Genomic DNA, 23,225 nt, shown 5'->3' with positions numbered 1-23,225 from the left:
GGCGGAACAGATAGGATCGACGGCGTGATCAAGGACGCGGAAGCCGCGCGCGAACAGGAAGTGGCCGCCTGGTTCGGCGAGCGGGCGGAAAGCACGATCGAGACCTCGTGCGCCCGCGTGTTCCTGATCGGCGGCTCGGCCTTCAAGGTGAAGCGGCCGGTCGACTTCGGCTTCCTCGACTATTCGACGCTGGAGCTGCGCCGCTGGGCGCTGGAGCGCGAACTGACCTTCAACCGCGCCGCCGCGCCGGACATCTATCGCGAGGTGCGCCGCCTGACCCGCACGGCCGACGGCGGGGTCGAGCTGGATGGCGACGGCGAGATCGTCGAGTACCTGCTGGAGATGCGCCGCTTCGACCAAAACGGCGTGCTGGCCACCCAACCCTGGGCGATCGACGACGCGCTGGAGGATTCTCTCGGCCGCACCGTGGCCCGCTTCCACGCCGGCTCGTCCCTGCGGCCGCAAGGCGGCGGCGTCTCGGCCCTGGGCTACACGATCCGCTCCAACGCCAACCTGCTGCGGGGCCTGGCGCCGCGCCTGGGCAAGCAGGCGGTCGAGCGCCTCGTGCAGGAGACCGACACCGCTTTGGAGCGCCTGGGTCCGCTGCTGGACGCCCGCGCCACCGACGGCTTCGCCCGCCACTGCCACGGCGACCTGCACCTCGGGAACATCCTGATCGAGAACGGCCAGCCGATCCTGTTCGACTGCATCGAGTTCAACGACACCCTGTCGGACATCGACATCCAGTACGACCTAGCCTTCCTGCTGATGGACCTGGACTTCCGTCGTCGCCGCGACGCCGCCGGCCGGGTGCTGAACGCCTATCTCGACGAGGCCGCCCGGTCGTTCGGCGACGGTCTGTGGACCGGTCTGGCGGCACTGCCCCTGATGCTGAGCGTCCGCGCAGCGGTCCGCACCCACGTCTGGGCCTATACCGGCGACGACGAGGCCGCGCGAGCTTACCTGCAGACCGCGCTGGAGCATCTGGCCCCGCGCCCGGTCAGCCTGATCGCCGCCGGCGGCCTGTCCGGCTCGGGCAAGTCCACCTTCTCGCGGGTCTGCGCGCCCGGCCTGGGCGCCGCCCCCGGCGCGGTGGTTCTGCGCACCGACGAGATCCGCAAGCGGCTCTGGGGCGTGCCCTCCCTCGAACGCCTGCCCCGGGAGGCCTACACCCCCGAGATGAGCGCCAGGACCTACGACCAGCTGTTCCACGACGCGGCGCTGTGCCTGAAGGCCGGCCGCTCGGTGGTGCTGGACGCGGTGTTCCTCAAGCCCGAGGAGCGCGCCCGCGCCGAGGCCCTGGCCCAGACCTGCGACGTCGCCTTCCAGGGCGCCTGGCTGGAGGCTCCGCCCGAGGTGCTGCGCGCCCGCGTCGCCGCCCGCGTCAACGACGCCTCGGACGCCGACGTCGCGGTGCTGGAGACCCAGCTGGCCCGCGACCCGGGTGAGATCACCTGGCATAAGGTCGACACCGTCAGCGCCTTCGAGGACGAAGCCCGGGCCCTGGCCGAGGCGATGGGGTAAAGCGCGCGCGGACGGCGAATTACAAAACCCTAAATTGACGGACCATCCGTCTGACGTGGCTAATCCCTTTGTACAAAAGGGATCCCAGATGAACCGACCTCTGATCCGCCTCTGCCTGGCCGCGGCGTTGATGGCCTCGACAAGCGCCATGGCCGCGCCGGATGTGTCGCGCCGGATCGAGGCGGTGACCTCGGGCCTGAGACCGGCGGTGTCGATCAAGGGATCGCCGGCCAAGCGCGCCCTGGCCGACGAAATGGCGGCCCTGAAGGTGCCGGGCGTCAGCATCGCCGTGATCCACAATGGCAAGATCGATTGGGCGCGCGGGTTCGGGATCACCCAAAAGGACGGCGCGCCGGTGACGGCCGAGACGCTTTTCCAGGCGGGCTCGGTCAGCAAGCCGGTCGCCGCCGTGGCCGCGCTGCGCCTCGTCCAGGACGGCAAGCTGTCGCTGGACGGCGACGTCAACGCGACGCTGAAATCCTGGACCCTGCCGCCCAGCGCCTTCACCGCGAGCAAGCCCGTGACCCTGCGGGCGCTGCTGTCGCACACGGCCGGGACGACGGTGCACGGCTTCGCCGGCTACGCCGCGGGCGAGGCGGTTCCCACCCTGCCCCAGGTGCTGAGCGGCGCCGCGCCCGCCAATTCCAAGCCCGTGATCGTCGACCAGCCGGTCGGCGAGGCCTACCGCTATTCAGGCGGCGGCTATTCGATCGCCCAGCAGATGATGGTCGACGCCACGGGCCAGTCCTTCCCCGCCTTGGTACGCGAGCGCGTCTTCAAGCCCATGGGCATGGCTCACAGCACCGAGGACCAGCCGCTGGACGCCGCGCGTCTCGCCCAGGTCGCCTGGCCCCACGACGCCCAGGGCGTCCCCATCCCCGGCGGGCCGCATACCTATCCGGAGATGGCCGCCGCCGGCCTCTGGACCACCGCCGAGGACCTGGCTCGGTTCGTGATCGACCTGCAGCATTCGGCCCAGGGACGCGCCGACGGCGTGCTGTCGCCCGAGATGGCCAAGACCATGCTGACCCCGGTCAAGGGCGGCTATGGCCTTGGCCTGAACATCGGCGGCGCGGGGGCCCAGAAGTACTTCGCTCACGACGGCTCCAATGCCGGCTACAAGGCCACCCTGGTCGGCTATCCCGGCGGCGACGGCGTGGTGGTGATGACCAACGGCGACCAGGGTTATCAGCTGGGCGAGGAGGTCGTCCGCGCGGTGGCCGCCGAATACGGCTGGCCCGACTACCGCCCGGTCGAACGCGAGGTCGCCAAGGTCGCGATCGCCGACCAGGCGCGGTTCGCGGGGACCTTCACGATCAAGGGGCCGGGCGACTTCGAGATCCGCCGCGACGGCGACCGCCTGGTGGCGGAGATCTGGAAGGGCGTGGTCGATCCGCTCTATCCGGCCTCGGCGAGCGAGTTCTTCATCCTGTCGCAGGACCTGCGGCTGGTGTTCAGCGACCCCGACCACGGCACGGTGACGCTGGGGTCCTTCAGCGCGCCCTTCGAGCGCAAGGCCAAGCCTTGAGTCAGGCCGCGCCCCTCAACCGTCCGCCGGCCGACGCCCCGCTGGCCGCCGCGGCGATGGCCGTGACCAGGTCGGCGGGACGGATCGGCTTGCCCAGGTGGTCGTCGAAGCCCATCTCCAGGAAACGCTCGCGATCCCCGGCCATGGCCGAGGCGGTCAGCGCGATGATCGGCGGCGGGCTCGGACCGACCCGTCCGGCGCGGATCGCCTCCAGCGCGGTGACGCCGTCCATCACCGGCATGTTGATGTCCATCAGCACGCAGTCGTAGCGCCCTTCGCCGAGGGCCTTCAGCGCCTCCTGGCCGTTTTCGACCACGGTCAGGGCGACGCCGATCGGCTCCAGCATGGCGCGCACGACCAGCTGGTTGACGGCGTTGTCCTCGGCCATCAGCACCCGCAGCTGATCCAGGGCCGGCGCCTCCGGAGGCGTGTCGTCAGCCCGCTCCCGGACCGGAACGGTCTCGACCGCCTCGAAGGTGAAGAGGAACCGCGCGCCCATGCGGCTCGGCGCCAGGACCAGGTCGCCACCCATCCGCCGCGCCAGGGCCCGGGCGATGCTGAGCCCCAGACCCGCTCCGCCGTAGTCGCGCGAGACGGTCTCGTCGGCCTGGGTGAAGCTGTCGAAGACCCGCTCGCGAGCATGGTCGGGCACGCCCGGACCGCTGTCGGCGACGGTGATCGCGATCATCCGCCGGCCGTCCGGCGCCGTGGTCGCGCCGACCTCGATCGCCACGCCGCCCTCGGCCGTGAACTTGATGGCGTTGGACACCAGATTGGTCATCACCTGACGGATGCGAAGATCGTCGGCGTGGATCGCCGCCGGCAAGTCCGGCGCGAAATCGATGCTCAGCGACAGGCCCTTGAACGCGGCCGCGTCGCGCCAGGCGTTGACGACCTCGGTCATGACCCGTGGCAGCGCGATGTCGGCCGGCGCCAGCTCGACCCGACCGGTCTCGATCCGCGACAGGTCCAGCACGTCGTTGAGCAGGTGCATCAGGCTGTCGCCCGACCGAATCATCAGGTCGACCTGCTCGCGCTGAGCGGCGGAGAGGTCCGAGCGCCCCAGGGCGTGAGCCATGCCCAGGAGGCCGTTCATCGGGGTGCGCAGCTCGTGGCTGGCGACGGCGATGAAGGTCGACTTGGCGCGGGCGGCCTCCAGGGCCTTCTCCCGCTCCTGGCGCAGGTCGCGGGTCAGGTCGTCCATCCGCCGGGCGGCCGCGCGGTTCAGCAGCATGACGTTGATCGTGGTCGCCACCAGCAGAAACAGGCCCCAGCGGGCGGTGAGGGTCTCCAGCTCATCGCCCGGCAGGAAGAAGAACGGAAAGACGATCAGGCTGACCATCGGCGCCAGGCCGTTCAGCACCAGCAGCGGCGCCGACTGGTGGCGGAAGTTCTGGGTGTAGATCAGCTGGCCGCACCAGATCGCCACCGCCCCAAGGCGCGTGTCGCCATGACCTTGCAGCCAGAGCAGGGCGGCCAGGGCGGCCCAGCTGGCGTTGATCGGCACGGAGGCCCATATGAACAGGGCCCGCAGCCGCGCCGTGCCTGTGCGGCCCGACCTGAAGCGGCGCGTGACCAGATAGGCCAGCCCCTCGCCGGCCAGCAGGCTGACCAGCCAGCCGGCCGCGATCGTGGCTCCTAGGCCCAAGCCGACGATCACCGCCGCCACGGCCGCGGACACCAAGCGCGAAGGCGTCAACCGGTAGGTGTCGGCCGCGACCTCGTCCAACCGCGTGTCGGACCATGTATCGCTAAGCCAGCCCAAACCCTCGTCTCCGAACGGCGAACCACGTCGGTCCGGGCTCGAACTAAGCCTTTAAAACATCAGAAGCCCCTGAAGACGCGATGCGACCGATGATCGCGGCTGGCGGCGGAGCCGGCGTCTCGCCTTGCGGTGGCGCTGCATTGCACAATGCCGCGCGGCCCACTAGCTTCTCCTGAACAACGATAATTTACCGGGAGAGAAACGGCCGATGTATGGGCTGATGCAGCATGGGGCGCTGACCCTCGACAAGATCATCGACCACGCCGCGCGCTGGCATGCTGATCGCGAGGTGGTCAGCCGGTCCGTCGAAGGGCCGATCGTGCGCACCACCTACGGTCAGATGCGCGAGCGGGCCAAGAAGGTGTCCAACGCCCTGCTGGCCCTGGGCATGAAGGCCGGCGACCGCGTCGGGACCCTGGCCTGGAACACCGGCCGGCACATGGAAGCCTGGTACGGGATCATGGGCGTCGGCATGGTCTGCCACACCCTGAACCCGCGCCTCTTCCCCGAGCAGATCGCCTGGATCGCCGACCACGCCGGCGACCGGATCATCTTCACCGACCTGACCTTCCTGCCGATCCTCAAGCAGATCCTGCACCACATCCCCAGCGTCGAGCACGTGGTGGTGTTCACCGACCGCGACCACATGCCCGCCGACTTCGCCCTGGCCGGAGACGCGCCGGGCTTCAAGGGCCTGCTGGCTTTTGAGGACCTGGTCGAGCAGCACTCGCCCGACGTCGCCTGGGGCGGCTTCCCGGAGGATACGGCCGCGGGCCTCTGCTACACCTCGGGCACGACGGGCGATCCCAAGGGGGTGCTCTACTCGCACCGCTCGAACTTCCTGCACACCTTCATCACCCTGCAGCCCGACGTGATGGGGCTGTCGCAGAAGGACGTGATCCTGCCGGTGGTGCCGATGTTCCACGCCAACGCCTGGGGCGTGGCGTTCTCCGCCCCGGGGACCGGGGCCAAGATGGTGATGCCGGGCGCCAAGATGGACGGCGCCTCGATCCATGAGCTGCTTGAGACCGAGGGCGTGACCTTCTCGGCCGCCGTGCCCACCGTCTGGCAGATGCTGCTGCATCACCTGGAAAGCACCAACGGCAAGATCACGACCCTGAAGAAGGTAGTGATCGGCGGGGCGGCCTGCCCCGAGAGCATCATCCGCGCCTTCCACGACAACTACGGCGTCGAGGTCGTCCACGCCTGGGGCATGACCGAGACCTCGCCGGTCGGCACCCTGTCGGTGATGACCGACCAGCTGGCCAAGCTCCCCTACGAGGAGCAGATGCCCTGGCGGCTGAAGCAGGGCCGCCCGCCGCTGGGCGTCGACATCTGCCTGAAGGACGACGACGACAAGCGCCTGCCGCACGACGGCAAGGCCTTCGGCCATCTGAAGATCCGCGGCCCCATCATCGCGGCCGAGTACTTCAAGGGCGCCGGCGGAAACATCCTGGACGCCGAGGGCTATTTCGACACCGGCGACGTGGCGACGATCGACCCGGAAGGCTTCATGCAGATCACCGACCGAGCCAAGGACGTGGTCAAGTCGGGCGGCGAGTGGATCAGCACGATCGAGATCGAGAACATCGCCGTCGGCCACCCCAAGGCCGCCCTCGCCGCCGTGGTCGGCGTGCCGCATCCGAAGTGGGACGAGCGCCCGGTGCTGCTGGTCAAACTCAAGCCCGAGGAGACGGCCACGCGGGTCGAGTTCCTCGACTTCCTGCAAGGCAAGATCGCCAAGTGGTGGACCCCCGACGACGTCCTGTTCGTCGAGGACATCCCGCTCGGCGCGACCGGTAAGATCGACAAGAAGCTGATCCGCAAGCGGCTGACGGAGGAGGGGTATGAGCTGCCGGGGTAGAGAGGCGGTCGGAGCGCACCGCCCTCCCGTGGAGAGGCGTAGAGGTCCGCTCAGGATGGAAAACGGACATTGGGGAGCGGATTTCGAAAGCCACGTAGAGTTCAGGGCTGATATCGCTCAAGCTCAACCCAGTTGAAGATAACGTGCCAGACCTTGAGCGACCCGTCCGCTGCTCGCCGAAAGGTGATGATGTTGTTCGTCTCGAACGGGATAGGACTTCCGCCGTTCGCAGGATGCCAAGCGCCTTTGACCCGTCCCCTGGTCAGGACCAGGTCGGAGTAGGAGTGAAGTGTCACAATCTCATGGGTCATGTTGGATCGGCCATGTGACGCCTCGGCGGCAAGCACCTTCTGCAGCGCAGCCTTACTGGTAATTGCGCGGCTTCCCTGCGCCATGTGAACGACGTCTTCGCTGTAGATGCTGGTGTCAGTGATGTCCGCGTCGATCTTTTTCAGGATGGCCTTCACCTTCTGAATATCGTCTTCCACCGAATACGCCATTCCGGTGGCGGGCGGGCGAGTTGGACCTGCGACAGCGAGCGCCGAGGCCGGCAGACGGACGAAAGCGCCACCGTACCAGTTCCCCGTTGCACGACCGCGGCGATCGTACTGTGTCGATCTCAAGGTATATTCGTCAGGCGACACCCATTCGTAGCGATACTGGCGATAGCTGCCTTCGGGCTCGTCCGTGAAACTCACCTTGAACGTCAGGTTGGAAGCCTTGTCGAACGTTCCGACGCCGACGCCGGTGCGCTCGGTCCCGAAATGCGAGAGCCAATGCACCCGCTGTTTCGACGCGTCGTAGGTCCACAACATATGGCCGTTCAACGCGCCGGCCTTGACGACGCAAAGCATGCTGCGGTCGGTGTTCACTCTCGCGCACTGGGTGTGGTGATTGGGTATGATCTGCGTTTCGACCGTTCGCCCGTCGCCGACATACTGGAACTTGTCGTCCTTGAGCGTCCACTCGCCGAACAGGGCTGAAAACGGATTTTCGCCGGCGGGCGCGGGGACTGGCTGGGCGTGAGCGCCAGCAACGCTTAGCGCGACGAGCAATCCGGCCAGGGATCCGCCAAGGACGGCTCGGATCGTTCCACCCAGACAGGTTTGGTGAACCATTATTGCCCCCCTGATCGCGCGGTTGAGCACGTGAGACGCCATGATCTTGGCAATGTAACTCACGCTCGGGTGAATGTCCGTTACGGGTGGATGGCGGACGCTCCAAATCCCTCTCTCATGGAGAGAGGGTTGGGGTGAGGGGTAATGCGTCCGACGGAGCGCCGGCGCCTCGTCGAACCTCGTACCCCCTTACCCTCCCCCCGCTTCGCGGCGGGCCCCGCCCTCTCCCTCTGGGAGAGGGTTTGCGCAACGCCCCCTCAGTGGAAATCCCGGCTCCGCAGCAGCCGCCCCGACACCTTCTGCCTCACGCGGGGCGCCGGAGCGCCGGGTTCATCCCTCAGCGCCGAGAGGTGCGCCGACAGGTCCGTGAAGCCTTCGGCGACCACGTGGATGACGCCGTCGGCGCGCTGCACCCGGCCGTGGACGACCAGGAACGAGGCGGTCATCACCAGGTTGCGGTCGGCCTCGAAGCGGTCCTTCCAGACGACGGCGTTGGCGACGCCGGTCTCGTCCTCCAGGGTCACGAACACCACGCCCTTGGCCGTGCCCGGCCGCTGGCGAATGAGGACCAGACCCGCCACCGAGACCCGCGCGCCGTCCTTCAGGGTCGACAGCCGCTCGGCCGTGATCACCCCGCGCCGTTGCAGCATCGGCCGGTAGAAGCCGATTGGGTGGGCCTTCAGGGAAAGGCTGGTGGTGCGGTAGTCCTCGGCCACATCCTGGGGCTTGGCCATGGCAGGCAGGGCGACGCGGTCCTCGAACAGCGGCAGGCCGGCCAGCAGCGGGGCCTGGACTGGCGCCCTGTGCTCGCCCTTCAGGCCCTTGACCGCCCACAGCGCCTCGCGCCGCGTCAGGCCCACACCGGCGAAGGCGTCGGCCTCGGCCAGCAGCTCCAGCGCCCGCTGCGGAACGCCGCCTTGGGCGAACTCGCCCGGCGTGCGCGCGCCCTCGGCGCGGGCGTGGACCAGCACGGCGACGTCGACCTGCTTCAGGCCCTTGATCTGGCGAAACCCGAGGCGGACGGCCTTCCACTGTGAGCGATTGGCGTAGTCGGCGATCTTGTCGGCGCGGGGCCGGAAGCCCTCGTACGCGGCGCCCTTCTCCAGCGTGCAGTCCCACGCGCTGGCCAGGATGTCGGGCGGCAGCACCTCGACCCCGTGCTCGCGCGCGTCGCGGACCAGCTGGGCCGGCTGGTAGAAGCCCATCGGCTGGGAGTTGATCAGGGCCGCGCAGAACACGTCCGGCCACGCCCATTTGATCCAGGCCGAGACGTAGACCAGCTTGGCGAAGCTGGCCGCGTGGCTCTCCGGAAAGCCGTAGTGGCCAAAGCCCTCGATCTGCTTGAAGCAGCGCTCGGCGAAGTCGCGCTGGTAGCCGCGCCGGACCATGCCCTCGACGAACTTGTCGCGGTACTCGGCCGGCGTGCCCAGGTTGCGGAAAGTGGCCATGGCCTTGCGCAGGCCGTCGGCCTCGTCGGGCGTGAACTTGGCCGCCTCGATGGCCAGGCTCATGGCCTGCTCCTGGAACAGCGGCACGCCGAAGGTCTTGCCCAGGATCCCCTTCAGTTCGTCCTCGGGGCCATGCTCGGGCGAGGGCGCGGGCCACTCGACCGGCTCGATGTTGTTCTTCCGTTTGAGGTACGGATGCACCATGTCGCCCTGGATCGGGCCGGGGCGCACGATCGCCACCTCGATGACCAGGTCGTAGAACTCGCGCGGCTTCAGGCGCGGCAGCATCGACATCTGGGCCCGGCTCTCGACCTGGAAGACCCCGACGCTGTCGGCCTTGCACAGCATGTCGTAGACGCCCGAGACCTCCTTGGGGATGTCGGCCAGGTCCTTCAGCCAGGCCTGGCCGTGGTCCTCGCGCAGCATCGTCATGGCCCGCTGGATGGCGCTCAGCATGCCCAGCGCCAGAATGTCGACCTTCATCAGGGACAGGCTGTCGATGTCGTCCTTGTCCCACTCGATGAAGGTGCGGTCCTTCATCGCCGCGTTGCCGATCGGCACGGTCTCGTCCAGCCGCCGCTTGGTCAGGACGAAGCCGCCGACGTGCTGGGACAGGTGGCGCGGGAACTTCAGCAGCTCGGTCGCCAGGGCGACGGCGCGGGCGATCTCCGGCGCCTGGGGATCGAGCCCGGCGTCGCGCAGGTGCTCCTCGGGCAGGCCGTTGCCCCAGCTGCCCCAGACCGTGCCGGCCAGCAGTGACGTGACGTCCTCGGTCAGGCCCAGGGCCTTGCCGACGTCGCGGATGGCGCTGCGCGGCCGGTAGTGGATCACCGTCCCGCAGATGGCGGCGTACTCGCGGCCATAGCGCTCGTAGACGTACTGCATCACCTCCTCGCGCCGCTCGTGCTCGAAGTCGACGTCGATGTCCGGCGGCTCGCCGCGGTTCTCGGAGATGAAGCGGGTGAACAGCAGGCGATGCTCGGTCGGGTCGATCGCCGTCACGCCCAGGCAGTAGCAGACCGAGGAATTGGCCGCCGAGCCGCGCCCCTGACACAGGATGCCCATCTTCCGCGCCTCGCGCACGATGTCGTGCACGGTGATAAAGTAGTTGGGGTAGTCCATCTTGGCGATCAGCCGCAGCTCTTCCTCCAGCTGGGCCTTCACCTTTTCCGGGATGCCGCCCGGATAGCGCCAGGCCGCGCCCGACCAGGTCAGGTCGGTCAGGTGCTGCATCGCCGACTTGCCCGGCGGCACCGGCTCGTCGGGGTACTGCTCCTTGATCTGGCCGAGGTCGAAGCCGATCCGCTCGACGATCTCGACCGTGCGCTCGACCGCGCGCGGCCAGCGCTCGAACAGGCGCGCCATCTCGGCCGCCGACTTCAGGTGCCGCTCGGCGTTGGCCTCCAGCCGGAAGCCCGCCTCGTGGATCGCGCAATGCTCGCGCACGCAGGTGATGATGTCCTGCAGCGGCCGCCGCTCGGGGCCGTGATAGAGCACGTCGTTGGTCGCCACGATCGGCGCGCCCGCGTCCCGCCCCAGGGCGTCGAGGCGCGAGAGGCGCTTGAGGTCCTGAGCGGCGTAGGCCCGGCTAGCCGCCAGCCAGGATCGTCCGGAGAGATCGCCGGCCATGCGGGTCAGGTCCCGCTCGAAGGTCTCATCCAAAGTCCGGGGCGGCACGATCAGGCCGATCTGCCCCTCCGAATGGTCCAGGAAATCGGCCCAGCTCAGATGGCACTGACCCTTCTCGGCCCTTCGCTGGCCCAGGGTCAGCAGGCGCGTCAGGCGGGCGAAGGCCTCCCGGTCGGTCGGGTAGCAGATCAGGCTGGGCGTCCCGTCCATGAAGTCCAGCCGGCAGCCGGTCAGCACCCGGACCTGCCGTTGCTTGGCCGCCGTCCAGGCCCGCACCACCCCGGCCAGGCTGTTGCGGTCGGCGATCCCGACGGCGGTCAGCCCCAGCGCCTCGGCGGCGATGGCCAACTCCTCCGCGTGCGAGGCCCCGCGCAGGAAGGAGAAGTTGCTGGTGGTCTGGAGTTCGGCGTAGGCGGGGCGGCGGGGCATCAGTTCCTCCCCCGCGCGCGGGGGAGGTGGCCCAGCGGGCCGGAGGGGGCCAGCACGGCCGACCTCCAGTTCGCCCCCTCCGTCGGCTCCGCCGACACCTCCCCCGCGAGCGGGGGAGGAACTGATCGCGCTTCACCCAAACAGGCCATGGATCCACCACTTCGGCGCGTCTTCCCCGCCAAACAGCCCCTGCCGGAAGATCCAGTACCGCCCGCCGGCCTCGTCCTCGACGCGGTAGTAGTCGCGGACCTTGCCGGGCCCCGTCTCGCCCTCGGCCACGCCTGCGCGCCACCATTCCTGGGCGATGCGCTCGGGACCCTCGGCGCGGCGGACGCGGTGAGACCGGCCCCGCCAGGTGAAGAACACCGGCGGGTCGTCGGGCACCTTGGCCAGGGCCGTGATCGCCTCGGGCCGCTTGAACAGGCGCACCGGGCGCGGACGGTCCGGGTCCCAGGCCGCGGCGGGCGGCGGGTCCAGCGGCGCGGCGCGGACCACCGAGCGTTCGGGCACGTGGCTCTCATAAGGATCGGCCCGCCAGACGCGAGCCTCGCCCAGGCGATTGACCAGCCGGTCGATCAGCGGCGCCAGGGTCTCGTCGAGGCCCGCGCCCGCCGTGCTGTCCAGCCCGTTCTGGACGGCGGCCAGGGGCTCGACGCCGGCGGCGTGGACGGTGACGACCTCGATGCCGAAGCCCGGATCGACCTTGTCCAGCTTGGGAACGACCAGCTTGGCCAGCCGCTTGGCGTCGCGGCCAAGCCGCGCCAGGCCCGCGCGCACCGGGAAGGCCTGGCCGTCCAGCCGGTGGAGCACGACCTCGAAGCGCTTGGCCCCGCGCTCCTCGGCCTCCAGCCGGGCGCAGATTAGGGCCAGGGCGTCGGCGGCGACGCGGGCCATGTCCTCGGGCGCGCTGATCGGCTCGAAGAAGGCCAGGCGGTCGAACCACGGGCTGGCCGGCCGGCGGAAGGTCAGGGCCTCGGCCGCCGCCCCCAGGGCCTGGTCCAACCGCGTGGTGAAGCCAAGGCCAAAGCGCTTGGCCAGCTGGGCGCGCGGCAGGCCGTAGAGCTGGCCCACGCGATGCAGGCCCAGGCGCGGCAGCTGGGCCTCGGCCGCCTCGTCCAGTCGCAGGGCCGCGACGGGCAGGTCCGCCAGCGCCTGGCGCTGACCGCCGGACGGGACGACAGCGAGGTCTTCGCCAAATCGCGCCAGCCCCCAGGCCGCCCCGGCCGTGTCGGCGATCGCCGCCCGCGCCGGCACGCCCCAGCGCGCCAGCCGCGCCACCAGGTCGACCAGCATGGCGCCTTCCCCGCCCCACAGGTGGTCGGTCCCGGTGATGTCCAGCAACAGGCCGTCCTCGCCGTCGATCGCCACGGCCGGCGAGAACCGCACGCACCAGTCGCAGAGCGCCTCCAGCGCCGCGCGGTCGGCGGCGGGGTCGTGGTCGAAGGTGGCGAGGTCCGGGACCAGGGCCAGGGCGTCGGCGGCCTTCTGGCCGGCGAACAGGCCAAGGGCCCGGGCGCGGTCGTCGACGGCGGCGAGACGGCGGGTCCCGCGTTCGGAGACGAGAAGGGCGAGGGGGGGAGACGCCAATCCTCCCCCCAGCGGGGGAGGTGTCCGCGCAGCGGACGGAGGGGGAAGTCCTGCTGGCCTTGCGCCTTGCCCCTCCGGTCCTTCGGACCACCTCCCCCTCTGGGGGGAGGATCTTTCCGCGCCCTCACCCGGCTTCGCGCCATCCGGGTTCCGCCGGCGCCACGTCGTGATCGGCCAGTTGGGACACCAGACGGAAAGGAGTGCGGGCCATGGCCGGCCTCCTGGGCTTCTAAGATCCAGCCGCCGGAACGTCCGCCCCGGCAGCGCTCGAGTTCGACCCGCCAGCGTGGGGGTCCAAGGCCGATGTCGTCGGGCGGCGCGCCGCTGGGCTGGGGGCCAACGCGCCAGCGGCTGAACGAGGCCGAGCCGGACACGGTCCGAGGCCCCTCCCCCGCGCGGCCGCCATAGGGCCGACGATGCAGCAGCAGCCCCAGGCCGCCGCGCTTCTCGCAGGCTAGCTGCAGCCGGCGGCCGGCGGTCAGATCGGGCGCCTCGGCCTCGCCGATCGCCGCCTTGACCCCTTCCGTGGAGAGGGCGTCCTCCAGCACCGACAGCACCTCGGCCTCGTCGCGGGCGCGGACCTGGATCAGCCGCTGGGCGGGAAAGCCGAGACCAAACAGGCCGGGGACGAACAGGTCGGTGCGCCGCGCCACCCAGACCCCCACGCCGGTCGTGAGCAGCGACCGCAACATCAGGCCGATGAAGGCCGCCGGGGCCGCGCCGGTCTCGCCCTCCAGCCCCGCACCGACCACCTCATGCCAGGCGCCCAGCGGCAAGCCGCCGCCGGGAAAGCAGCCGTCGATGGCCGGATCGCCGAACGGCAGGACCGGAGTCGGAGTCCGAGTCCCCGCTTCGATCGCGGCGATCCGGCCTCTCAGGGCCGCAAGACGCGCCTCGCGCGATCCGGCCATCTCCACACTCCAAGTTCTTACTTTGTTCTCACGCTTGGCGCGACGAGAGTCAAGGCTTGGAGTGTCTCAGGCGGACGGTCAGTCTTCGCGGTTGAGCCACTGGGTGGCGATGATCGGCCCGAAGAAGAAGCCGACGCCCAGGGTGTCGGCGACCACGTCGAAGATGTCGGCGTCGCGGCCGACGATGGGCAGGCCCTGGAGGATCTCGATGGCGATCCCGAAGCCCAGCAGCACCACGCCGATCTTCCAGTAACGGCTCTTGGGCAGGGCCATCGTCGCCAGGAAAGTCAGGCCGTAGAAGACGATGAAGTGCTTGGCCTTGTCCCACGGGATCAGGCCCTTGGTGTCGTCACCCGGGGCCAGGGCCGCGTAGAGCGTGAAGGCCACGGCGGCGAGGAAGGCGGCCAGGCCCAGCCAGTTGATCTTGCGGGGAACGAGCAGGGACATTGGGGGGCCTTTGACAAGTTCCTCCCCCGCGCGCGGGGGAGGTGGCCCAGAGGGCCGGAGGGGGCTAGCTGGACTTATGCCGCATTAGCCCCCTCAGTCACTCCGTGACAGCTCCCCCGCACGGCGGGGGAGCATCTATCCTCAGAACGTCAGCGCGCGCGATTCCTTGACGTGCGGCAGGGCCTCGATCTTGGCCAGCAGGTCCGCGCTGGGAGCCTGGTCGACGCCCACCAGCGCGATGGCGTCCTCGTCGGCGGCCAGGCGACCCAGGTTGAAGGTGGCGATGTTGACGCCCGCCTCGCCCAGCATCATGCCCAGCGCGCCGATGAAGCCCGGCTTGTCCAGGTTGTTGATGTACAGCATGGCCGGCGAGAAGGCCGCGTCCAGCTCCATGCCTTTGACCTCGACGATGCGCGGCGCGCCGGCGATCACCGTGCCGGCGAAGGCGCGCTTGCCCTTTTCGGTGGTGATGGTCACGCGCATCAGGCTGTCATAGGTGGGGCTGACTTCCTGGCGGCTCTCGGAGACGGTGATGCCGCGCTCCTTGGCCACGGCCGGAGCCGAAACCATGTTGATCTCGGCCAGCATCGGCTTGAGCACGCCGGCCAGGGCGGCCGAGGTCATCGGCTTGACGTTGAGGTTGGAGACCTCGCCCTCGAAGGCGATGTCGATGGCCTTGATGCCGAAGTCGACCATCTGGCCGGCGAAGGCGCCGATCTTCTCGGCCAGGGCCACGAACGGCTTCAGCTTGGGGGCTTCTTCCGCGGTGATCGAGGGGCTGTTCAGGGCGTTGGTGACCGCGCCGGTCAGCAGGTAATCGCTGACCTGCTCGGCGACCTGCAGGGCGACGTTCTCCTGAGCTTCCGAGGTGGAGGCGCCCAGGTGCGGGGTGGCCACGACCTTGTCCGAACCGAACAGCGGGTTTTCCTTGGCCGGCTCGACGGTGAACACGTCGAAGGCCGCGCCGCCCACGTGACCTTCGTCCAGCAGCTTGCGCAGCGCCGCCTCGTCGACCAGGCCGCCGCGGGCGCAGTTGACGATCAGCACGCCCTTCTTGGTCTTGGCCAGGGCCTCGGCCGACAGGATGTTGCGGGTCTTGTCGGTCAGCGGGGTGTGCAGGGTGATGACGTCGGCGCGGGCCAGCAGGTCTTCCAGCTCGACCTTCTCGACGCCCATCTCGACGGCGCGCTCGGGAGACAGGAAGGGGTCGTAGGCCACGACCTTCATCTTCAGGCCCAGCGCGCGGTCGGCGACGATGCCGCCGATGTTGCCGGCGCCGATCAGGCCCAGGGTCTTGGCGTAGAGTTCCACGCCCATGAAGCGGTTCTTCTCCCACTTGCCGGCCTGGGTCGAGGCGTCGGCGGCGGGGATCTGGCGGGCCAGGGCGAACATCATGGCGATGGCGTGCTCGGCCGTGGTGATCGAGTTGCCGAAGGGCGTGTTCATCACGACGATGCCCTTGGCCGTGGCGGCCGGGATGTCGACGTTGTCGACGCCGATGCCGGCGCGAGCGATGACGCGCAGCTTGTGGGCGGCGGCGATCACGTCCTTGTCGAGCTTGGCGCCCGAGCGGATGGCTATGCCGTCATAGTCGCCGATCACGGCGATAAGCTCGTCCTTGGACAGGCCGACCTTGATGTCGAAGGCGAGGCCGCGGTTCTTGAAGATGTCGACGGCGGCGGGGCTGAGCTTGTCGGCGATGAGGACGCGGGGAGCGTTCATGGAGGTCGTCTCCGGATATCGAACCCTTCCGCCTCGATGGGCGAAGGGTTGGGATTGGGGGTGCTTTGTTAGGCGGCGGGGGATCACCCCCGCCCCTGCCCCTCCCCCATCAAGGGGGAGGGAGGGCGCGAGTTAAGCGGCGGCCAGTTCGGCCGAGACGGTGGCGAAGGCCCAGTCGAGCCAGGGCGTCAGGGCCTCGAGGTCCGAAGCCTCGACGGTGGCGCCGCACCAGATGCGCAGGCCGGCCGGAGCGTCGCGATAGCCGCCGATGTCGAGGGCCGCGCCCTCCTTCTCGAGCAGGCTGGCCAGCTTCTTGGCGAAGTCGGCCTGAGCGTCTTCCGGCAGGGCGCAGATCTTGGGATCCACGACCTTCAGGCACACCGAGGTGTTGGAGCGGATCTCCGGCGTCGCGGCCAGGAAGTCGACCCACGGGGTCTTGGCGACCCAGTCTGCCAGGACCTTAAGGTTCTGGTCGGCGCGGGCCTGCATGGCCTGCAGGCCGCCGATCGAGGCGGCCCACTTCAGGGCGTCGAGGGCGTCTTCCACGCAAAGCATCGACGGGGTGTTGATCGTCGCGCCTTCGAAGATGTCGGCGGCGATCTTGCCGGCTTTCGTCATGCGGAACAGCTTCGGCATCGGCCAAGCCGGCGTGTAGCTTTCCAGGCGGGCCACGGCGCGCGGCGACAGGATCAGGATCCCGTGCGCGCCCTCGCCGCCCAGCGCCTTCTGCCAGGAGAAGGTCACGACATCGAGCTTGGCCCAGTCCAGTTCCTGGGCGAAGGCCGCCGAGGTGGCGTCGCAGATGGTGATGCCTTCACGGTCGGCCGAGATGAAGTCGGCGTTGGGCACGCGCACGCCCGAGGTCGTGCCGTTCCAGGTGAAGACCAGGTCCTTGGCCGGATCGACCTTGGAGGTGTCGGGCAGCTGGCCGTACGGGGCGCTCAGCACCTCGACGTCGGGCAGCTTCAGTTGCTTGGTGACGTCCGTGACCCAGTCCTTGCCGAAGGACTCGAAGGCCAGCAGTTGGACCGGGCGAGCGCCCAGCATCGACCACATCGCCATTTCGACGGCGCCGGTGTCCGAGCCGGCGACGATGCCGATCAGGAAGTCGGCGGGGACTTCCAGCACTTCGCGCGTCTGGTCGATGGCGGCCTTCAGGCGCGCCTTGCCCAGCTTGGAGCGGTGCGACCGACCCAGGACGGCGTTTCTGAGATTTTCGGGGGTCCAGCCTGGCCTTTTGGCGCAAGGCCCGGAAGAGAACTCGGGGCGAGCCGGGCGGATCGCCGGCTTGGCGAGGGTCGTGGTCATAGCGATGTCTCCCATCCTTACAGATGGACTGCGCCCCGTTGGGAGGGCGTGGCCCGCCGGCGAGAAACCGCGTTCGCGGCCAAAAGGCAAGGAGAGATTTGTCGCGGCCAGCGCTTTTACGGCCGCGCGACGAAATTATTTTCCCGGCGCTCGGCGACGCCAGGTGACCAGCGTTCCGATCAGGATGCACAGCAGCACGCCGGCGGTGTCGATGTTGTTGATCGTCTTGTAATTGCGGTCGAGCGGTTGCTGCGTGACCAGATAGTAGGCGTGCAAGCTGAATTGCACGGCTTGGAACAGCATCGCCGCCCCCAGCCACAGGCTGGCGTATCGCAGCGCGATGACCAGAAAGCCGACCGCCACCAGGCCATCCACGCCCAACAGCATAAGGCTTTGGCTCTTCTGCGGCGCCAGAAGGTGGATCAGCTCGACAGCTACGGTGGTGACGAGGACAATCACCGCCCCGAACCGCTCCGACGGAGCTCCCTTGGTCAAGGCCAAGGCGCAGACGGCGAAAATCACCGCCAAGGGGAGGATCATGAAAGCGGACATGGCAATGAAAAAGGCCTCTAATCGAGATTAGAGGCCTTTTGGATTAAACTATTGCAACCTTAGACAGCTTCTCGGAGCCCCGCTCGACCCTGGAGGTCGATGTTGACGCCCTTGTCCTCGACGCCAGCCATCTTCGTGCGGATACCCAGACGCAGCTTGGTCTCATTCAGCTCGGTATGCGCCTCAACCATCGCCGAGCGCGCTTCGCTGAGCGCCGTCATGGCTTCGGCCAGCTTGCTGGCGGCGCGATCGCCGACCACGGCCGAAACGCCCAGATCCTTACGCGCCTTCAGCAGATCGGCCATCAGCTCGGCCGTTTCGACCATCGCCGCGTCCACCGCGTTCTCCGACGCAAACAGCTTGGCCGCAACTCGTTGAGCAACAAATACTTTTTCCACGCCCGCCTCCGTTAACGAAACACTAACAAAGAAGGTAAATAGAAAGTTAAAGTTAAGCAACGCGTAAATGCACGCAATCGTTGGCGTAACGCGCAACCACCGCTGTTTTGGAAGCGAAGCGTTAGGAACCTTGCGTCAAAGTGCCGCTACGATTGAGTTCCTGGACGCCTATGAGCGACAGACACAGCCCGCGCGCGAGCCGCGAATCGACCCACGCGCCCCTCCAGGCGCGAATCGCCGGTGTGGCCTTGGCCACCACGGTGCTGGCGCTTGTGGCCGCCTGCCTCTGCTTCATGCTTCAGCAGTGGAGCGTGGCCCGGCAGGAATCACGCGCCAACCACGTGGTGCTGGCTCAGATGGCGGCCGCGGGCGCCGCCGGTCCCCTGGCCGACAACAACCTGGCGGGCGTCTATCGGGCGCTGGACGCCGTGGCCAAGGCGCCGGGCGTCGCGGCCGTGCGCATTCTCGACACCGGCGGCCGGACCGTCGCCCAGATCGGCGATCCCACGCCCGCCGACGTCGACACCCTGACCCGCCCCGTTGAACTGAGCGGCCGCAAGATCGGCGACATCGTTCTGGTGGCCCGCCGCCCAGGGGTCGGCCAGATCCTGGCGCGCGACCTGGCCCTGACCGGCGCGCTGTTCTTCGGCTCCGCGGGCCTGGCCATCCTGCTGGCCAACGGCCTCGCGCGCCGGATGGCCCGCCCGATGGAGCGGCTGTCCGAAGCCATGCACGAGACCGCGGTCGGCGGGCGCTTCATGCCGGTGGAGCAAGCCGCCGACGACGACGTCTTCCAGAGCCTGATCGACAGCTTCAACCATCTGGTCGCGCGGCTGCGAAGCAACGACCAGGACCTGCGCGGGGCCATGGCCGAGCTGGTCAAGGCGCGCGACGACGCCAACACCGCCAACGTCCTGAAGTCGCACTTCCTGGCCAATATGAGCCACGAGATCCGCACCCCGCTGAACGGCGTGCTGGCCATGGCCGAGGTCATGGACATGGACGACCTCAAGCCCGCCCAACGCGAGCGCCTGGCGGTCATCCGCGAATCGGGCGGCCTGCTGCTGGCGGTGCTGAACGACGTGCTGGACCTGTCCAAGATCGAGGCCGGCCGCCTCGAGATCCAGGACCGCCCCTTCGACATCGCCCAGTTGGCCCAGTCGATCCGCGAGAGCTACGCCCCCCAGGCCCGCGAGAAGGGCTTGGCCTTCGAGGTCGCCGTGGCCCCCGAGGCGCACGGCCTGTGGCGCGGCGACGTCGATCGGCTGCGTCAGATCCTGGGCAACCTGATTTCGAACGCCCTGAAGTTCACCCTGGAGGGCGCGGTCGCCGTCCGCTTCGCCTCCGCGGAAGACGGCTCGGGCCTGCGCATCGACGTCGCCGACACCGGCATCGGCATCGCGCCGGAAATCCTGCCGCGCCTGTTCGACAAGTTCGTCCAGGCCGACAGCTCGACGACCCGCCGCTTTGGCGGCTCGGGCCTGGGGCTGGCCATCTGCCGCGAGCTGGCGGCGCTGATGGGCGGCTCGATCAAGGTCCAGAGCCGCGAAGGCCGCGGCTCGACCTTCACCGTCCTGGTCGCCCTGCCGCGCGAAGAGACCCTGACCGAGGTCCACTATATCGACGACGACGAAGCGCCCGTTGTCGCCCGCGCGCCGGCGCGGAAAGCCAAGGCGGCGCTGCGGATTCTGGCGGCCGACGACAATCCGACCAACCAGAAGGTCATCGAAGCGGTGCTGGCCCCGCTGGGCGCCGAAGTGACGATGGTCCCCGACGGCAAGGCCTGCGTCGAAGCCTGGAAGGCCACGAAGTTCGACATCATCCTGATGGACATCCACATGCCCGTCATGGACGGGATCGAGGCCGCCCGGGCCATCCGCGCCCTCGAGGCGCAGGAAGGCCGCACTCGCACCCCGATCGTCGCCGTGACCGCCAACGCCCTGGCCCATCAGGTCGAGGACTATCTGGCCGCCGGCATGGAAGGCCACGTCGCCAAGCCGGTGGAGGTGACCAAGCTCTATGGCGCGATCGAGGACGCCATCGCCTCGGCCCGCATGGCCAAGGCCGCCTGATCTTCACCTGAACGGCAGATAACGAGCGGCTCAGAACCGCTTCAGCCGTCGCGTGTTTCTCTTACCTCAACGTCGTCCTCCCACCTCCCCGGGAGCGGTCGGCGGAGATGTTCAAGAGGAACCGAACCGATGAAAAAGATCCTGATCCCGATCGTTACGGTCTCGGCCCTGGCGGCCGCCACCCTTCCCGCCGTCGCCTCGGCCCAACCCGTCAACCAGCGCCAAGACCAGCTGGAGCGTCGTATCGACATGGGCCAGCGCAACGGCGCCCTGACCCGCTCGGAGGCCAACCGCCTGCGCGCCGAGCTGCGCGACACCGAACGCCTGGAGCACCGCTATCGCCGCAACGGCCTGAACAACTGGGAGCGCGCCGATCTCGACCGCCGCTTCGACCGCATCAGCGCCCAGATCCGCTACGAGCGTCATGACCGCGACTACGGCTACGGCTATGGCGACCACCGTGGCCCCGGCCGCTGGTAACATGAACTAGGCCGGCTGCACCCGCAGCCGGCTCTCCACCACCGTGACGCCGCGGCCGCGCAGCAAGACGCGCGCGCCGCGGCGTTCGCATTCCAGGTCACCGCCTCGGCCAGGATAGGCCTGGTGGAATTTCAGGACCTCCGCGCCCAGCGTGTCGCCGTACAGCGGCATGAGGATGCAGTGGGCCGAGCCCGTGGTCGGGTCTTCCGGAATACCGAAGCCCGGCGCGAAAAAGCGGCTGACCACCGCGTAGGGCTGGCCAGGATCGGCCATCGCGACGACCACCGTCTGGCCCGGGCCGCCGGTCGCCTCACCGCCGATCGCCTTCAGCGCGGAAAGGTCGGGCTTCAAGCCCCGCACCGTCGCCTCATCCTGCAGGACCGCGATCAGATAGGCCCCCGCCCAGACTTCGGTCGGGGTGGCGCCCAACGCCTCGGCCAGACCGCCTGGGACGGATGTCCGGCGCGGCGGATCGGCGGGGAAGTCCATCTCCAGGCCCTGCTCCGCCCGCTTCACCGTCAACGGTCCCGACAGGGTGTCGAAGGTCAGAAGCGGAACCTCGACGCCCAACTCGTCGAACAACACGTGCGCCGCCGCCAGGGTGGCGTGACCGCACAGCGGCGCCTCCAGCGCGGGCGTGAACCAGCGTAGGCCAAAGCGGGCCGGATCATTGGTCTTCAGCAGATAGGCCGTCTCGGCCTGATTGTTCTCGGCCGCCAGCGCCTGCATCCAGATGTCGGAGGGCCAGGCCTCGAACGGCTCGACCACGCAGGCGGGGTTGCCCTTGAAGGGGGCGGTGGCGAAGGCGTCGATGGTCCATTGGCGCATGGCGGGCGATCTCCCGGAATTCCGATGGACATCGCTGTTATGCGGGCGCGCATCGCCGCGCAAAGCCTTTATTGTCCCGGTGACAATCAGGGCTCGATCGAGATTTCCGGCCAGCGGGCCTTGGCCGAGCCCGTGGTGCGCTCCCAACCGCCGGCGCCTTTCAGACGCAGCGGGTTGGGCCGCAGGCGCAGAGCGAACAGGTCCTCCAGGCCAAATGGCGCATGGACCGTCAGCCTGTCGTCCGCCTCCAGCCGCACGCCGACGCAGAAGGCCGTCGCCACGAAGCGCTTCAGGGCCGCGGCGCTGGTCTCAAGCGGCGGATAGGGCTCATCGGCCCCGAACTTGTCGGCGAACCACAGGTGGACGCGGGCCTGGTTGCGAACCTCGACCAGCTCCCGCAGCGGCGGCTCGAAGGCGGCGGCGACGCGCTTGATGACCACGTCCTCGGCCTCGTAGCTGACGTCGCTGGCGTCGTGATAGGCCAGGTCATAGTCCTTGATGCCGTAGTCCAGAGGCCGCCCGGTCAGGTGGTTCCAGACCGGCTGATAGACCGCGCCGGAGAAGATCATCCAGTCGGGCAGGTCGAGGTCGCGCGCCGTCTGCAGCACCGCCCAGGTCGTCGGGGTGGCGCGGACGATTTCGGCCAGGCGGGTTTCCAGCGTTTCGGTCATGCGCGCAGCGTCCAGCCGTGATCCAGCGGGCCATGTCCAGCGCCGAAGCCCGGCGCCCGCAGCATGGCCTCATGGACGTAGTTCCAGGCGCGGGCGACCGCCTGCTCCAGGGGAAGGCCTTGGGCCAACCCGACCGCGCAGGCCGAGGCGAGCGTGCAGCCGGTGCCGTGGGTGTGGCGGGTCTCGATCCGCTCACCCTCGTAGGTGGTCTCGCCGTCCGGGGTCATCAGCACGTCGACGACGCGATCGCCAGCGCCATCACCTTCAAGAATGTGACCGCCCTTCATCAGCACCGCCTTCGCGCCCAGCGCCAGAAGGGCCTCGCCGGCCCGGCGCAGGTCGTCGGTGGTCTCGACGGTCAGGCCCGTCAGGGCGGCGGCTTCGGGCGCGTTGGGCGTCAGCAGCGCGGCGCGCGGGATCATCAGCGATTTGACCGCGCCGATGGCGGCCTGCGCCAGGAGCGGCGCGCCGCCCTTGGCGACCATGACCGGGTCGATCACCGCCGGGACTTGGCCCGCATGGTCGATCGCGGCGGCCACGGTCTCCACCACGCCCGCGTCGCCCAGCATGCCGGTCTTGATCGCGTCGGCGCCGATGTCGTCCAGCACCGCGCGGGCCTGGGCGGCGATGATGTCGAGCGGGATCGGGTGCACGCCGGTCACGCCCAGGGTGTTCTGCACCGTCACCGCCGTGATCGCCGTGGCCGCGTAGCCACCCAGAGCGGTGATGGTCTTGATGTCGGCCTGGATCCCCGCCCCGCCTCCGGAATCCGATCCGGCGATGACGAGAACGCGGCCTTGCGGCGCCTGGGCGGGAGCTTGGGACATGGAAGAGGTTTAGGCGGGAATCGAGGCGATGGGGAGGCCCCGACGACAACGCCAAATTACTCCGACTGCCAATATGCGAGCCTGGCGAGCGCTCGCGCGAAAATCCGCGCCGTGCCG

General features: G+C 68.9%; 16 protein-coding genes and 2 pseudogenes. 5 read left to right on the top strand and 13 right to left on the bottom strand.

Annotation, left to right across the window (positions count from 1 at the left end; translation table 11 throughout):
• The first annotated feature begins 24 nt into the window (after positions 1-24).
• Together CSEG_RS03550 and CSEG_RS03545 are read left to right on the top strand one after the other, a co-directional pair.
• Positions 25-1,524 (top strand): bifunctional aminoglycoside phosphotransferase/ATP-binding protein, encoded by a 1,500-nt coding sequence (locus tag CSEG_RS03550; RefSeq protein WP_013077892.1) that lies wholly within the window; start codon positions 25-27, stop codon positions 1,522-1,524.
• A gap of 88 nt (positions 1,525-1,612) precedes the next feature.
• Complete coding sequence (locus CSEG_RS03545; protein ID WP_013077891.1) at positions 1,613-3,052, top strand: serine hydrolase domain-containing protein; 1,440 nt, start codon at positions 1,613-1,615, stop codon at positions 3,050-3,052.
• Position 3,053: 1 nt separating this feature from the next.
• Here CSEG_RS03545 and CSEG_RS03540 read toward each other — a convergent pair whose 3' ends face one another.
• Positions 3,054-4,817 (bottom strand): response regulator, encoded by a 1,764-nt coding sequence (locus tag CSEG_RS03540; protein WP_013077890.1) that lies wholly within the window; start codon positions 4,815-4,817, stop codon positions 3,054-3,056.
• Between the two features lie 208 nt (positions 4,818-5,025).
• Here CSEG_RS03540 and CSEG_RS03535 point away from each other — a divergent pair, with 208 nt between their 5' ends.
• Positions 5,026-6,681 carry a long-chain-fatty-acid--CoA ligase gene (locus CSEG_RS03535; RefSeq protein WP_013077889.1) on the top strand — a complete coding sequence of 552 codons (1,656 nt, stop codon included), beginning with the start codon at positions 5,026-5,028 and terminating at the stop codon, positions 6,679-6,681.
• Positions 6,682-6,782: 101 nt separating this feature from the next.
• Here the strand turns inward: CSEG_RS03535 and CSEG_RS03530 are convergent, their stop codons facing one another.
• From CSEG_RS03530 to CSEG_RS03485, 9 genes and pseudogenes are all read right to left on the bottom strand, one after another.
• On the bottom strand, positions 6,783-7,799 hold the full coding sequence (locus tag CSEG_RS03530; protein ID WP_013077888.1) for a Cif family virulence factor: 1,017 nt from the start codon (positions 7,797-7,799) through the stop codon (positions 6,783-6,785).
• A gap of 257 nt (positions 7,800-8,056) precedes the next feature.
• On the bottom strand, positions 8,057-11,305 hold the full coding sequence (locus CSEG_RS03520) for an error-prone DNA polymerase (RefSeq protein ID WP_013077887.1): 3,249 nt from the start codon (positions 11,303-11,305) through the stop codon (positions 8,057-8,059).
• 132 nt (positions 11,306-11,437) lie between these two features.
• Positions 11,438-12,892: a Y-family DNA polymerase gene (locus CSEG_RS03515; protein ID WP_013077886.1), complete on the bottom strand. Its 1,455-nt coding sequence runs from the start codon at positions 12,890-12,892 to the stop codon at positions 11,438-11,440.
• A gap of 124 nt (positions 12,893-13,016) precedes the next feature.
• Positions 13,017-13,803: pseudogene (locus CSEG_RS03510) on the bottom strand (ImuA family protein).
• Between the two features lie 78 nt (positions 13,804-13,881).
• Entirely contained in the window at positions 13,882-14,250 is a 369-nt protein-coding gene (locus CSEG_RS03505; RefSeq protein WP_013077885.1) for a VanZ family protein, read from the bottom strand.
• Between the two features lie 141 nt (positions 14,251-14,391).
• Complete coding sequence (gene serA, locus CSEG_RS03500; RefSeq protein ID WP_013077884.1) at positions 14,392-15,972, bottom strand: phosphoglycerate dehydrogenase; 1,581 nt, start codon at positions 15,970-15,972, stop codon at positions 14,392-14,394.
• Between the two features lie 132 nt (positions 15,973-16,104).
• Positions 16,105-17,280, bottom strand: coding sequence for a phosphoserine transaminase (locus CSEG_RS03495; protein ID WP_013077883.1), 1,176 nt, complete (start codon positions 17,278-17,280; stop codon positions 16,105-16,107).
• 135 nt (positions 17,281-17,415) lie between these two features.
• On the bottom strand, positions 17,416-17,832 hold the full coding sequence (locus tag CSEG_RS03490; RefSeq protein ID WP_013077882.1) for a hypothetical protein: 417 nt from the start codon (positions 17,830-17,832) through the stop codon (positions 17,416-17,418).
• A gap of 59 nt (positions 17,833-17,891) precedes the next feature.
• Positions 17,892-18,326: a hypothetical protein gene (locus CSEG_RS03485; RefSeq protein WP_322348910.1), complete on the bottom strand. Its 435-nt coding sequence runs from the start codon at positions 18,324-18,326 to the stop codon at positions 17,892-17,894.
• Between CSEG_RS03485 and CSEG_RS03480 the strand changes: the two are divergent.
• Positions 18,298-20,302, top strand: a pseudogene (locus tag CSEG_RS03480) (ATP-binding protein). The gene CSEG_RS03485 and the pseudogene CSEG_RS03480 overlap by 29 nt on opposite strands.
• A 129-nt stretch (positions 20,303-20,431) precedes the next feature.
• Positions 20,432-20,782 carry an MATE family efflux transporter gene (locus tag CSEG_RS03475; protein ID WP_013077879.1) on the top strand — a complete coding sequence of 117 codons (351 nt, stop codon included), beginning with the start codon at positions 20,432-20,434 and terminating at the stop codon, positions 20,780-20,782.
• A 6-nt stretch (positions 20,783-20,788) separates the two neighbouring features.
• Here the strand turns inward: CSEG_RS03475 and CSEG_RS03470 are convergent, their stop codons facing one another.
• From CSEG_RS03470 to thiD, 3 genes are all read right to left on the bottom strand, one after another.
• Entirely contained in the window at positions 20,789-21,610 is an 822-nt protein-coding gene (locus CSEG_RS03470; protein ID WP_013077878.1) for a PhzF family phenazine biosynthesis protein, read from the bottom strand.
• A gap of 86 nt (positions 21,611-21,696) precedes the next feature.
• Positions 21,697-22,281, bottom strand: a complete 585-nt coding sequence (locus CSEG_RS03465) for a nucleotidyltransferase family protein (protein WP_013077877.1) — start codon at positions 22,279-22,281, stop codon at positions 21,697-21,699.
• Entirely contained in the window at positions 22,278-23,108 is an 831-nt protein-coding gene (thiD, locus tag CSEG_RS03460; RefSeq protein ID WP_013077876.1) for a bifunctional hydroxymethylpyrimidine kinase/phosphomethylpyrimidine kinase, read from the bottom strand. Before thiD ends, CSEG_RS03465 begins: the two co-directional genes overlap by 4 nt.
• Between the last annotated feature and the right edge of the window lie 117 nt (positions 23,109-23,225).

This window comes from Caulobacter segnis ATCC 21756 (genome assembly GCF_000092285.1).
In the GTDB taxonomy this organism is placed as follows: domain Bacteria; phylum Pseudomonadota; class Alphaproteobacteria; order Caulobacterales; family Caulobacteraceae; genus Caulobacter; species Caulobacter segnis.
Note: the sequence above shows the minus strand (reverse complement) of the source record. Positions and strands in the feature narration are given on the sequence as shown.

What these genes read in the sequence shown, in the direction of transcription:
- CSEG_RS03490 (WP_013077882.1), bottom strand. Translation starts at nt 17,832, where the DNA reads ATGTCCGCTTTCATGATCCTCCCCTTGGCGGTGATTTTCGCCGTCTGC.
- CSEG_RS03495 (WP_013077883.1), bottom strand. Translation starts at nt 17,280, where the DNA reads ATGACCACGACCCTCGCCAAGCCGGCGATCCGCCCGGCTCGCCCCGAG.
- CSEG_RS03530 (WP_013077888.1), bottom strand. Translation starts at nt 7,799, where the DNA reads ATGGTTCACCAAACCTGTCTGGGTGGAACGATCCGAGCCGTCCTTGGC.
- CSEG_RS03505 (WP_013077885.1), bottom strand. Translation starts at nt 14,250, where the DNA reads ATGTCCCTGCTCGTTCCCCGCAAGATCAACTGGCTGGGCCTGGCCGCC.
- CSEG_RS03535 (WP_013077889.1), top strand. Translation starts at nt 5,026, where the DNA reads ATGTATGGGCTGATGCAGCATGGGGCGCTGACCCTCGACAAGATCATC.
- thiD (WP_013077876.1), bottom strand. Translation starts at nt 23,108, where the DNA reads ATGTCCCAAGCTCCCGCCCAGGCGCCGCAAGGCCGCGTTCTCGTCATC.
- serA (WP_013077884.1), bottom strand. Translation starts at nt 15,972, where the DNA reads ATGAACGCTCCCCGCGTCCTCATCGCCGACAAGCTCAGCCCCGCCGCC.
- CSEG_RS03465 (WP_013077877.1), bottom strand. Translation starts at nt 22,281, where the DNA reads ATGACCGAAACGCTGGAAACCCGCCTGGCCGAAATCGTCCGCGCCACC.
- CSEG_RS03475 (WP_013077879.1), top strand. Translation starts at nt 20,432, where the DNA reads ATGAAAAAGATCCTGATCCCGATCGTTACGGTCTCGGCCCTGGCGGCC.
- CSEG_RS03470 (WP_013077878.1), bottom strand. Translation starts at nt 21,610, where the DNA reads ATGCGCCAATGGACCATCGACGCCTTCGCCACCGCCCCCTTCAAGGGC.
- CSEG_RS03520 (WP_013077887.1), bottom strand. Translation starts at nt 11,305, where the DNA reads ATGCCCCGCCGCCCCGCCTACGCCGAACTCCAGACCACCAGCAACTTC.
- CSEG_RS03545 (WP_013077891.1), top strand. Translation starts at nt 1,613, where the DNA reads ATGAACCGACCTCTGATCCGCCTCTGCCTGGCCGCGGCGTTGATGGCC.